The following is a 13,328-nucleotide window of genomic DNA, read 5'->3' as shown; positions in this document are numbered from 1 at the left end:
TATATGAAATTATTTTCTGCTATTCATCAAGATATATTTCGCATTATTAGTTATTCTGCACAAAATATAAAACAAGATTGTTATGTAGTAGGAGGTTATGTTAGGGATTTTTTACTTGGAATAAAAAGTATTAAAGATTTAGATATTTTAACTATAGGGGAAGGAATTCGATTAGCTAAAGAAGTTTCGAAAAATATAAAAAATACTTCTAAAATAAATATTTTTAAACGTTTTGGAACTGCTATGTTAGAATATAATAATCAAAAAATAGAATTTGTAGGATCTAGAAAAGAATCGTATCATTTATATAGTAGAAATCCTATAATAAAATTTGGATCTTTACAAGAGGATCAAAATAGGAGAGATTTTACAATTAATGCTTTAGCTATTAGTTTAAATAAAAAAGATTATGGGAAATTGATTGATCCATTTGGAGGATTATTGGATTTAAAAAATAAAATTTTAAGAACACCTTTAAATGCCGATATTACTTATTCTGATGATCCTCTTAGAATGATGAGAGCTATCCGATTTTCTACTCAACTTAAATTTGTTATTGAAAAATCTTCATTTAAATCTATTCAAAAAAATAAAAATAGAATAAATATTGTTTCTGTAGAAAGAATTATAGAAGAATTTCATAAAATTCTTTTAACTAAAAAACCTTCTATAGGTTTATTATTATTATATAAATCTGGATTATTATCCATAATATTACCAGAACTTACTTTATTACAGGGAATAGAAGAAAAAAACGGATATAAACATAAAGATAATTTTGATCATACTTTGCAAGTAGTAGATAATATTAGTAAAGAAGAAAAAAATTCTCTTTGGTTAAGATGGGCTGCGTTGCTACATGATATAGGAAAATATTATACTAAAAAATTTTTTCCAAAAATAGGATGGTCTTTTCATGCACATGAATTTGTAGGATCCAAAATGATTCCAAATATATTTCAACGTTTAAAATTACCAAAAGGAAAACATATGAAATATGTAAAAAAAATGATACAAAATAGTTATAGACCTATTTCTTTATTAGGAACTAGTATTAGTGATTCTGCTATACGTCGATTATTATTTGATATGGGAAAAGATATTGAAGATTTGATTACATTATGTATAGCTGATATTACTACAAAAAATATAGAAAAAAAGAATTTATACAAAAAAAATTTCTATTCTTTTATAGAAAGAATTAAAAAATTAGAAGAGAGAGATCGTATACAAAACTGGAAATCACCTATCACAGGAAATGATATCATGAATAGTTTTTATATTAAACCATGTAAAAAAATAGGGATTATAAAAAATTTTATTAAGGAGTCTATTTTAGAAGGAAAAATATCAAATGAATTTCATTCTGCTTATTTTTTGATGTTAAAAAAAGGAGAGGAATTAGGGTTAAAAAAAAAGAATTTAAAAAAAACATAGATGTTATTTTCTAATATTAACGGAACAAAGAAAAAAAAAATTGTATTAATCCCACATATGAATCCAGATGGAGATGCTTTAGGTTCTTCTTTAGCTCTTTTATTTTATTTCAGAAAATTAAATCATGATGTAGATTTAATATCCCCTACAGAATATTCTGATTTTTTTAGATGGCTACCTGGGAGTAATGATATTATTATTTTGTCAGAAAAAACTGAATTATTAATTAAAAAAAAAATTGTAGATTCGGATTATATTTTTTTTATTGATTTTAATAATTTATCAAGAATAAAAAATTTAAAAAAATTTTTATTTTGTTCTAAAGCAAAAAAAATATTAATAGATCATCATCCATATCCCTTTTATTTTGATTTTATGTTTTCAGATATAACAGTAGCAGCTACGAGTATTTTAGTATTTAGATTTATATCTAATATGAAAAATTTAGATAAAATTGATAAACAAATAGCTACATGTTTATACGTTGGTATTATAACTGATACTGGTTTTTTTCGTTTTCCATCCGTAACTTCTGAAACTCATTTTATTGTTGGAAAATTAATAGAAAAAGGAATTGATATTGAAAATATATATAATCATATACACGAAAAATATAACGTAAATAGATTAAAAATTTTGTCAAAAGCATTGAAAAAATTACAAGTGATAGATAAATATAGAACTGCTTATACAAGTATTAATTCCTCAGATATTAATTTTTATTCTTATCAAAAAGGGGATACAGAAGGTATTATTACTTATGGTTTAAAAATAAAAAATATTGTTTTTTCTGTTTTCTTTTTTGAAGAAAATGAACGATCTCCAATTAGAATTTCTTTTCGTTCAAAAGGTAATTTTGATGTAAATATTTTTGCTAGAAAACATTTTGGAGGAGGAGGGCATAAAAATGCTGCAGGTGGTTTATTAAAAACAAGTTTATCCGAATCTATTGAATATTTTTTAAATATTATTCCTAATTATTATAAAAATCTTATGTTTTCCATTTAATATTACATCCGTAACTAGGTTTTTGTATTATTTTAGTAATTTTTATACCTTTTAAAATAGTTTTTAATATTTTTTTTACATTATATCCTGTAACTGGTAGTTTATTTCCTGGACTGGAATCATCAAATTTTCCATGATAACATAAATGACCTATCCCATTAAATATAAAAAATTCAGGAGTACATTGAGCTCCATAATATTTAGCTACTTCTTGTTTTTCATCAAAAAAATAAGGAAATGTATACCCTAATTTATGAGATATTTTATTCATATTTTTTGGAGAATCTTCTGGATATTTTTTTTCATCATTAGAATTTATAGCAATAAAAGAAACTCCTTTTAATATATAATGATTAGCCAAATGGACCAATTCTGTATTAATATGTTTTACATATGGACAATGATTACAAATAAACATAATAACAGTTGCTTTCTCAGAAAAAAAAAATTTCATATTTTTTTTTATACCTGATAAAGGTTCTAATAATTCAAAACTTTTGATGATATGAATTTTAATATCATTAGAAGAATAGGTTACTACCATAATATTTATTTTTTCTTTTTTTTTGTTGAAAACATAAAATATTTTTTATTTTCAGCTTCAGCTAATTCCCCGTCTATTAATATTCTTCCACTATGTTCATCAATTAAAATTTTATTTCTTTGTATAAGTTCTGAATATTTTTGAGGGGTAATAGCCAAATATGATCCTAAAGGAGCTCCTCTTTGAACTGGAGCAATAGCTACTCCATTTTTTACTCCATTTCTGATTTTTTTATAAGTTTGAAATAAATTATTATCTATTTTTTTAGAAAATAATAGATATTTTTTTCGTAAAATTTTTTCTTCTTTTTCATTATCTAAAAGAATTTTATTCAATTCTTTTTTTTTCTGAAAAAGATGTTCTTTTTTATTTTTTAATATTTTTTTTTCTTTTTTTAAAAGAATTTCATTTTTTTTAATTTTTAAATTAATTTCTTTTATTTTTTTTTTATATAATTGAATTTCTAATTTTTGATAATCAATTTCTTTATTTAGAGCATATAATTCTTTATTATTTCTTATATTATTTTTTTGACTTTCATATTTTTGTATAAATGTATCGCAAGATTTAATATTTTTATTTTTGTTTAAAATATTCTCTTTTAGAGAAAAAATATTTTCCTGAATAGTTTTCAAATTTTTTTTAAATTTTTTAAATTCTTCTTCTAAACTAGAAATTTCTATAGGAGTATTTATACGAAATTTTTGTATTTCATCTATACGAGTATCTATTAATTGAATATTATATAAAATTCTTAATTTATTTACAACAGTAATTTGTATTTTTTTTCTCATTTTTAATAAAAATATTGGACTGGATTTGTTAAAATTTTTGATTCATAAACAGGAATATGAATAAATTTTTTATTCAAAAAATCTTTAAGTAAATTTTTATTAAATTGTTCAGATTCATAATGACCTATATCTACAATTAAAATTTTATTTTCATTTTTAAAAAAATCATGATATTTTAAATCAGATGATATAAAAACATGTGCCTCTTCTTTTAAAGCATATTCAATCCCAAAACTTCCTGCCCCTGCTATCATCGTTATTTTATTAATTTTTTTTCCAATAAATGGAGAATGTTTAATACATGACAAATTAAAAGTTTTTTTTAAATAAAAAAGAAAATCAGATTCATTTATTTTTTTTTCTATATATCCTATAATTCCTATTCCTAAATAGGGATTTATATTTTCAATATTATAAATTTCGTAAGGTACTTCTTCATAAGGATGATTTTTAAAAAGTGCTTTTTTAATTCTATTTAATTTATGAAATGGAAAAAGAACATTAATACAAGTTTCTTTTTCTAAATGAAATTTTCCTTTTTTTCCAACAACAGGTTTAGTTTTTTCATTTCCCATGAAACTACCTAATCCATCAAAATTATAACTACAACGACTATAATTAGAAATTTTTCCAGCACCTGCATCAAATAAAGAATTTCTAACTTTTTTAGCAAAAGAAACTGGAACATATGTCGTTAATTTTTTCATAGTTCCTATTTTAGGAATGAGAACCTTCATTCTATTTAATTTTAGAATTTGAGATATATATGAATTAGTACCTTGCCATATAACATCTAAATTAGTATGAATAACATAAATAGATATATCATTTTTTAATGCAGAAATAACCAATCTTTCCAAATAAGTAGATCCATTTAACTTTTTTATTGAATTTTTTAAAAAAATAGGATGAAAAGATATAATTAAATTACATTTTTTATAGATTGATTCTTCAATAACTTTTTCCGTAATATCTAAAGTAATTAAAATTTTTGTTACTTTTTGATTATATGATCCAATAATTAATCCTATATTATCATAGTCTTCTGCATATTCTATAGGAGCAAAATTTTCTAAAATTTTAGAAATATCTTTTACTAAAACTTCCATTATTTTTTTATATAATAAATAAATGAACAAATTTATAAAAAAAATTGATTTTTATAATAAAAGTATAAAATTCTATTTTTGATGAAAAAAAAATTATGAATGTAATTAAAAAAAAACCTAATTGGATAAGAGTAAAATTTCCAATTGGAAAAAATTATCAAAATTTACAAAAATTAGTTTCTTTACATCAATTGAATACAATTTGTCAAAGTGGAAGTTGTCCTAATATAGGAGAATGTTGGAGTAAAGGAGTAGCTACTTTTATGATATTAGGAAATATTTGTACTAGATCTTGTCGATTTTGTGGAGTACAAACAGGACGTCCTAAAAAAGTGGATTGGAAAGAACCAGAAAAAGTAGCTAAATCTATTCAAATATTAAAAATTAAACATGCAGTTATAACTTCAGTGAATAGAGATGATTTAAAAGATATGGGAACTTCTATATGGGTAAAAACTATACAAATTATTAGATCTAGAAATCCAAATATTACAATAGAAACATTAATACCTGATTTTAAAGGAGATAAAAAAAGAATAGATCAAATCATCAATGTTCATCCAGAAGTAATTTCTCATAATGTAGAAACAGTTTCTAGATTAACAAAAAAAATACGTATTCAAGCTAAATACGATCGGAGTCTTAAAGTATTAAAATATATAAAGAAAAAAAATAAAAATATTAGAACAAAAACAGGTATTATGTTAGGGTTGGGAGAAAAAAGGAAAGAAATTTTAGAAACAATGAAAGATATTAAAAATTCTAAAGTAGATATTCTTACTATTGGACAATATTTACAACCTTCTTTCAAACACTATCCAGTACATTTTTTTATTTTACCAGAAGAATTTAAAGAATATGAAGAAATTGGATTAAAAATGGGATTTAAATATGTAGAAAGTGGACCATTAGTCCGTTCTTCTTATCATGCTGAAAAACATGTAAAATAAAATTGTTTGATATTATTATTTATCATTGTTACCAAAAACATATTGTAATGTTTTATCGTTCCATAATTTTTTTTTTTGTAAAAAATTTTTAATATATATAGAAATAGATTGATCATTTACTTTTTTAGAAAAAATAATAAGTTTTTCTATAGGACGAGTAGTAGCGACATATAATAAATTAATATTATCAAATTTTATTTTAGATAAATATTTTTTGTAAAAATTTAGGATGTAATTATCTTTTATATGTTTAAAATACGGTTCTATATCTAAATACATAGTATCCAAACCATGATATAAATGAGGTGAAATATTGATCCATGCTCCTTCTTTTTTTTTAAAAGAAGCATTCCAATCTGTAAAAGGGAGGAGTACTACAGGAAATTGTAATCCTTTAGATTTATGAATAGTCATTAAACGTATCGCATCTATTTCATCAGTAATAATGATACTTTCTTTTTCTTTTTTATATTCCCAATATTCTAAAAAATCTACGATAGAATTTCCTATAATTTTTATAGACCTATGAATAAAATCTAAAAAAGAATAAATAGATGCTGTATTATATTTATTTAATAAACCTAATCCATGAATTATATTTTCGGCTATTTTATATATAGATTGATTATAATATAAATTTTTTAAATTCAATGATTTTTTTAAAAAAATTTTTTTAAAAAAAAGATCTAAAGGTAAAAATAAGGTATCTATAATAAAATCATGATTTTTCTTTTTAGTATAAATGAATTTATTTTGTAATAATAATAAAATTAAATCTGCTCTATTTTTTAAACAATTAGGTTTTAAAATCATATAAAAAAAATGTACAATAATTTTTATTTCTACATGATTTTTTATCAAAAGAGATACGGACGTATTTACCATGAATCCGTTTTTTATGAGTTTTTCAGATAAAAAAATTCCTTCGACATTATTTCTAACTAATATGGCTATATCCGATAGTTGATACTTTTGTTTTAATAATTTTTTAATTCTATTCTCTATTTGAGAATAAATATATTCTTTATAATTATTTGTTTTTTTTTTATCAACAAAATTTAATTCAACATATCCTCCAGGTTTTTTAAATACTTTTTGTTTATATTTTTTATAAATATCTTTATAAATAGTAGAATGAAAAAATTCATGAACGTGTTGATAAAGTGAATTATTAAATTGTACAATTACTTCATAACTACGAAAATTTGTTTCTATATTTATTATTTTTTTATGATAAAATTTAGAATCATCAGAAGAAATTAGATGTATAAAAGGTTTGGCATCTACACCTCTAAAACGATATATAGATTGTTTAGGATCCCCTACTATCATAGCTGACCCATTTTCTGATAAAGCATTTTCTATTAAAATTTGAATATTTTTCCATTGTAAAAATGAAGTATCTTGAAATTCATCTATGAAATAATGTTTATATTGTGATCCCATTTTTTCATAAATAATAGGAAATGGATCTTTAATAATTCTTTCATGGAGTATTTTATTTATTTCTGCATTTAAAATAATTTTTTTTTCTTTTTTTAAGGAAAAAAGTTCTTTTTCTATTTCTTTGATGATAGATAAAAGATTCAAATTTTTTAAAAAAAGTTTATCTAAAATATAAGAAGAAATATTTTTTTGATATAAATATTTTGTTTCTTTATATAAAAAAAGAATTGACTTAGTATATTTTTTTATTCTATTTTTTTGATCTAAAATTAAAGTATCCTTATATATTTTTTTTTTGATGAAAAGATATTTTTCTAAACGGTCTTTAAATGGATTTAAAATAAGATCCCCCGTACAAAATTTTTTAAAAAATTTTGGTAAATCTTCATAAGGAAATGAATATTTTTGAATAGATGTTTTTTTTAAAAAATTAAAAAATTTTTCTCCTTGTTTTTGACATATATTTTCAAATATTTGGGTTCTTTTTAATAATTTTTTTTTTAATTTTATCCAATCATCTAATGATCTTTTTTTTATTTTTTTCATAGGAAAAAAACTATTTTCATCTACTATAAGATGAGCTATTTTAAATAGTTCATTCCGTATATCCCAATTTTTACCTGATCTTAATTTTTCTAAAGAAAATTGGACTAGAATATGAGTCCATTTTTCTGAATTTTTCAATTTAGATAATAAATTATCTACTATTTCCCATAAAAATCTATTAGTATCCATTTCTAAATCTAGATTTTTATTCAATGTAAAAGATCGAATAATCCTATAAGTAAATTTATCTATAGTATTGATAGAAAAATAGGAAAAATTATGTAAAATTGCAGATAATATTTTTTTAGCACGTTTGTATAATTGATCTTTTGTTAATTTTAAATCTTTTATTAAATAAAAAAAAAAATGAGAATATTCTTTACTAACTTTTTGAATCGAAAATTCTTGAATACATTGTAATATTCTTTTTTTCATTTCTTCAGAAGCTTTATTTGTAAAAGTTAAGGCTAATACACGTTTAAATTCATCATCATGAGAACTTTTAAATAAAATAGAAAGATAATTTTTTACTAAAAAAAAAGTTTTTCCAGAACCTGCTGAAGCGTTATATATTTTTAATGTAGCTGTAGGAACTAACATAATCAATTTTAAAAAAATATTATACAATTTAATAAAGAAAAAAATAATCAACCTTCTTTGAGAAGGTTGGTATTTAATAAATAAAACTAATGAAAAGTATAAATTTTATATATATTTATAATTTATTGTAAATAATTCATTTTTTTACATTTTCTCATACTAAACTAAAATTATAAAAAAAATATGTATAGAAAATTTCCTTATGGAGTCGCCACTGGAAGTCTTGTCGGAGAAATATTCGAATATGCTAGGGAAAAAATATTTTCTATCCCTGCTGTAAATGTTATTGGATCTAATACAATAAATGCAGTTATGGAAACTGCAGCAGAGGTAAATTCTCCTGTAATTATTCAATTATCTTATGGTGGAGCTTCCTTTTACGCAGGAAAAGGGTTTAGTAATAAAGAAGAACAAAAAGCAGCTATTCAAGGATCTATAGCTTGTGCTTTACATGTTCATGAATTAGCTAAAAATTATAAATCTACAGTAATTCTTCATACAGATCATTGTTCTAAAAAAAATCTTCCATGGATAGATGGTTTACTAAATGCTAATGAAAAATATTATAAACGTTGTGGAAAAACATTATTTAGTTCACATATGTTAGATCTTTCTCAAGAACCCTTAGAAGACAACATTAATATTTGTCAAAAATATTTGGAAAGAATGAATAAAAATAAAATGACTCTTGAAATAGAGCTTGGTGTGACAGGTGGTGAAGAAGATGGTGTGGATCATTCTAATATAGATAATGAAAAACTTTATACTCAACCACAAGATGTATCATATGCTTATGAAAAATTAATAAAAATTAGTAAAAATTTTATTATAGCTGCTTCTTTTGGAAATGTACACGGAGTATATAAACCTGGAAATATTATTTTACGTCCATTAATATTAAAAAAAACTCAAAATTATATAAAAAAAAAGTTTTTTACTAAAGAAAAACCCGTTTTTTTTGTTTTTCATGGAGGATCAGGATCTTCTATAAAGGATATTCAAGAATCTATTAGTTACGGAGTAATTAAAATGAATATAGATACAGATTTGCAATATGCTTTTACTTGTGGAGTACGAGATTATATGAATATAAATAAAAAATATTTAGAAAAACAAATTGGTAATCCAAAAGGGAAAGATCTTCCAAATAAAAAATATTATGATCCTAGAGTATGGATGAGAAAAGGAGAAAAAACTTTTAAAAGTTTTTTAAAAAAATATTTTAAATTAATGAATAATATTAATACGTTATAAAACCATGGCTTGGTTTTTAAGAAAAAAAAAAAATATTATAACACCTACAGAAGAGAGAAAAAATTTACCAAAAGGGTTATGGTATAGGACTCCTAGTGGAAAAATTATAGATACGGAAGAACTAAAAAAAAACGCGTATGTAAGTCCAGAAGATGGATATCATGTAAGAATTCATAGTAAAGAATATTTTGAAATTCTTTTTGATCATGGAACTTTTTTAGAAAAAAATGTTAAAATGATTAGTAAAGATCCTATAAAATGGATAGATCGGAAAAAGTATATAGATAGAATAAAGGATGCTAGAAAAAAAACAAATTTATATGATGCTATTAGAACAGGAGTAGGAAAAATGAAAGGGATTGACATAGTAATATCTTGTATGGATTTTTCGTTTATAGGAGGATCTATGGGATCAGTAGTCGGTGAAAAAATATCTAGAGCTATCAAATATTGTATTGAAAAAAAATTACCATATGTTTTAATATCTAAATCTGGAGGAGCAAGAATCATGGAATCTTCTTTTTCTTTAATGCAAATGGCTAAAACAATAGCTAGACTAACTCAATTACGTGATGCTAGAATTCCTTATATATCTGTTCTGACAGATCCAACTACAGGAGGAGTTACTGCTTCATATGCCTTACTTGGAGATATAAATATAGCTGAACCTGGGGCTTTAATTGGTTTTGCAGGTCCTAAAGTAATTAGGCAAACAATAGGAAAAGATCTACCAGATGGATTTCAAACTTCTGAATTTCTTTTAGAACACGGTTTTATAGATTTAATTTCTTATAGAACTGAATTAAAAAAAAATATATCTAATCTTATTTCTATGATGATGTAAAAATTATTCCCATTCAATAGTAGCTGGTGGTTTAGATGTAATATCATAAACTAACCGATTAATTCCATCTACTTCATTAATAATTCTATTGGATACTTTTTCTAAAAAATCATAAGGTAAACGTGAAAAAGTAGCTGTCATAAAATCTTCCGTATTTGTAATCCGTAATACGGAAGTATATTTATAAGTTCTTTTATCGCCCATTACTCCGACAGTTTTTATTGGTAATAAAATGATAAAAGCTTGACTCACATAATTATAAATATTATAATTTTGTAATTCTTGAAAAAGAATATTATCTGCTTTTTGAACTATGGAAATTTTTTTTTGATTTATTTCTCCAATAATACGAATACTTAATCCAGGACCGGGAAATGGATGACGATATAAAATTTGTTTTGGTATTTTTAATTCTTTTCCTATTTTTCGTACTTCATCTTTAAATAATTTTTTTAATGGTTCCAGTAGTTTTAACTTCATAAGAGTAGGTAGCCCTCCTACATTATGATGAGATTTTATTATAGAATTTTTTTTTTTGTATTTAAGAGAAGATTCAATCACATCAGAATATATAGTCCCTTGTGCTAAAAATTCTACATTTTTAATTTTTTTTGATTCTTTTTGAAAAATTGAAATAAATTCTTTTCCTATAATTTTTCTTTTTTTTTCAGGATCAATTACCCCATTTAAACTAGATAAAAAACGTTTTTTAGCATTTATAATTTTAATATTAAAATTCATTTTTTTATTACATAAATAGGATATTTTTTCTTTTTCTTGTTTTAAAAGTAACCCCGTATCTATAAAAATACAATGTAAAGATTTTCCAATAGCTTTATGAATGATATAAGCAGTTACAAAAGAATCCACACCTCCAGAAAAACCTAATATAACTTTTTTATTATATACACGTTTTTTAATTTTTTCTATAGTAATTTTTAAAAAATTATTTAAATCCCAATTTATAATACATTTACAAATATTAAAAATAAAATTTTTTATTATGGAAATACCAAATTCTGTATGATTAACTTCTGGATGAAATTGTACAGCATAAATATTTTTTATTTTATGAATAAAAGCGGAAGCATAACAAGAAGAAGTATGTCCAATAATTTTTAATTCTTTTGGTAGATTGTGTATTTGATCACAATGACTCATCCAAACAATAGATTTTTTTGGTATTCCATGGAATAAATGATGATTGTAATTATCTATAATAAAATTAGTTTTTCCATATTCTTTATATTCGGATTTTTTAATATCTCCTCCAAAAAGAAAAGCCAAAAGTTGCATTCCATAACAAATTCCAAGGATAGGAATATTTATTTGTAAAATATTTTTAGATATTAATGGAGGGTTTTTTTCATAAATAGAAAAGGGACTTCCTGACAATATAATTCCTTTTGGTTTTTTTGATAAAATATGATTCATAGAAATATTATAAGGATATACAATAGCATATACACCTATATCTCTAATTTTTCTTGCTATGATTTGGCTATATTGGGAACCAAAATCTAATATTAAAATAGAATCTTTTTTCATAACAATTATAAACCAATATCTTTTCTAAAATAGCAGTTTTCAAAATAAACTTTTTGAACTTTTTGATAAGCTTTTTTTCTAGCCTCCTCTATAGATTTTCCTAATCCTACTATATTTAAAACACGTCCACGTGATGTGATCCATTCTTCTTTTTCCTTTTTTGCTCCAGCAATATAAAAAGGTTCTTTTAAATAGTTTAAACCTTTTATAATCTTTCCATTTTCATATTTTTCTGGATATCCTTTTGAAGATATAACTACACAACAAGAACATAAAGATTTCCAAGCAATAACTATATCTTTTTTCATAAAAGTGGATTGTATAATATGTAAAAAATTACTTTTCATTAAAGGTAATAAAGTTTGAGTTTCAGGATCTCCCATCCGAGTATTGTATTCTAATAAATAAACTTTATTAGTAGATGTAATCATTAATCCAAAATAAATAAATCCAAAAAAAGTTAATTTTTCTAAAAATAATCCTTCTAAAGTTGGTTCTAATATATTTTTTTTAAAATCTATCCAAATATCATTTTTCATATATGGATTAGGTGATATAGATCCCATACCACCTGTATTACTTCCTGTTTCTTTTTCTCCTATTTTTTTATAATCTTTAGCCGATAAAAAAGGAATAATCTCTTTACTATTATATATGGATATGATAGAGGATTCATTTCCTTTCAAAAATTCTTCTATGATAACTTTATTTCCAGATTTTCCAAATTTTTTATCTATAAATATATAATTTAAAGCTTGTTCTGCTTCTTGTTTATTTTTAACTAAAAAAACACCTTTCCCTTCTGCTATTCCATTTGTTTTAATTGCAACTGAATAAGTCGTTTTTTTTAGAAAATTTATAGCTTTTTGATAAGAAGTAAAAACTTTATATTGAGGAGTTCTTACTCCATATTTTTTCATAAATGATTTAGCAAACATACGGTCTCCTTCTAATCTAGAAGATTGGTAATGTGCCCCCATGATGGTTAATCCTCCATTTTTAAAAATATCTACGATTCCATCTAATAAAAAATTTTCTGATCCAACAATAGTTAAATCTATTGCATTTTTTTTAGAAAAAAAATATAACTCTGAAATACTATAATTAGTTTCTAAATTTTTTCCTATTTTATTTGTACCGCCATTCCCAGGATAAAAATAAAGTTCTATAAATGGATTATCTTGCAATAATTTTTTTCCAATAGCATGTTCACGTCCTCCGCTACCTAAAATTAAAATTTTCATATTA

General features: G+C 22.8%; 11 protein-coding genes. 5 read left to right on the top strand and 6 right to left on the bottom strand.

Features of this window, described 5'->3' with window-relative positions; translation table 11 throughout:
- The first annotated feature begins 3 nt into the window (after positions 1-3).
- Positions 4-1,437, top strand: a complete 1,434-nt coding sequence (locus H0H56_RS00835) for a CCA tRNA nucleotidyltransferase (RefSeq protein ID WP_185873985.1) — start codon at positions 4-6, stop codon at positions 1,435-1,437.
- Entirely contained in the window at positions 1,438-2,445 is a 1,008-nt protein-coding gene (locus H0H56_RS00830) for a DHH family phosphoesterase (protein ID WP_185873984.1), read from the top strand.
- Here H0H56_RS00830 and H0H56_RS00825 read toward each other — a convergent pair.
- Genes H0H56_RS00825 through H0H56_RS00815 form a run of 3 tightly spaced genes read right to left on the bottom strand, consistent with a single transcriptional unit; the run spans position 2,429 to position 4,892 of the window.
- A complete protein-coding gene (locus H0H56_RS00825) occupies positions 2,429-2,989 on the bottom strand; it encodes a thioredoxin family protein (protein WP_185873983.1) in 561 nt (186 codons plus the stop codon). The two genes, H0H56_RS00830 and H0H56_RS00825, sit on opposite strands and share 17 nt — an antisense overlap.
- 5 nt (positions 2,990-2,994) lie before the next feature.
- Positions 2,995-3,783 (bottom strand): zinc ribbon domain-containing protein, encoded by a 789-nt coding sequence (locus H0H56_RS00820; RefSeq protein WP_185873982.1) that lies wholly within the window; start codon positions 3,781-3,783, stop codon positions 2,995-2,997.
- Between the two features lie 2 nt (positions 3,784-3,785).
- Positions 3,786-4,892, bottom strand: a complete 1,107-nt coding sequence (locus H0H56_RS00815; RefSeq protein WP_185873981.1) for a Nif3-like dinuclear metal center hexameric protein — start codon at positions 4,890-4,892, stop codon at positions 3,786-3,788.
- Between the two features lie 95 nt (positions 4,893-4,987).
- Between H0H56_RS00815 and lipA the strand changes: the two genes are divergently transcribed.
- Positions 4,988-5,842 carry a lipoyl synthase gene (lipA, locus tag H0H56_RS00810; protein WP_185873980.1) on the top strand — a complete coding sequence of 285 codons (855 nt, stop codon included), beginning with the start codon at positions 4,988-4,990 and terminating at the stop codon, positions 5,840-5,842.
- A gap of 15 nt (positions 5,843-5,857) precedes the next feature.
- Here the strand turns inward: lipA and H0H56_RS00805 are convergent, their stop codons facing one another.
- Positions 5,858-8,434, bottom strand: coding sequence for a UvrD-helicase domain-containing protein (locus tag H0H56_RS00805; RefSeq protein WP_185873979.1), 2,577 nt, complete (start codon positions 8,432-8,434; stop codon positions 5,858-5,860).
- A gap of 183 nt (positions 8,435-8,617) precedes the next feature.
- Here H0H56_RS00805 and fbaA point away from each other — a divergent pair, with 183 nt between their 5' ends.
- Together fbaA and accD are read left to right on the top strand one after the other, a co-directional pair.
- Positions 8,618-9,688 carry a class II fructose-bisphosphate aldolase gene (gene fbaA, locus H0H56_RS00800; protein WP_185873978.1) on the top strand — a complete coding sequence of 357 codons (1,071 nt, stop codon included), beginning with the start codon at positions 8,618-8,620 and terminating at the stop codon, positions 9,686-9,688.
- 4 nt (positions 9,689-9,692) lie between these two features.
- The gene (gene accD / locus H0H56_RS00795; RefSeq protein ID WP_185873977.1) at positions 9,693-10,532 is read left to right on the top strand and encodes an acetyl-CoA carboxylase, carboxyltransferase subunit beta; all 840 of its coding nucleotides are present in this window, start codon (positions 9,693-9,695) and stop codon (positions 10,530-10,532) included.
- Positions 10,533-10,535: 3 nt separating this feature from the next.
- Here the strand turns inward: accD and guaA are convergent, their stop codons facing one another.
- Positions 10,536-12,080, bottom strand: a complete 1,545-nt coding sequence (gene guaA / locus H0H56_RS00790; protein ID WP_185873976.1) for a glutamine-hydrolyzing GMP synthase — start codon at positions 12,078-12,080, stop codon at positions 10,536-10,538.
- A gap of 5 nt (positions 12,081-12,085) precedes the next feature.
- A complete protein-coding gene (gene purD, locus H0H56_RS00785) occupies positions 12,086-13,324 on the bottom strand; it encodes a phosphoribosylamine--glycine ligase (protein ID WP_185873975.1) in 1,239 nt (412 codons plus the stop codon).
- Positions 13,325-13,328: the final 4 nt, after the last annotated feature.

It is taken from the genome of Blattabacterium cuenoti, from assembly GCF_014252455.1.
In the GTDB taxonomy this organism is placed as follows: Bacteria; Bacteroidota; Bacteroidia; order Flavobacteriales; family Blattabacteriaceae; genus Blattabacterium; species Blattabacterium cuenoti_R.
This window is presented reverse-complemented; position numbering and strand designations above follow the sequence as displayed.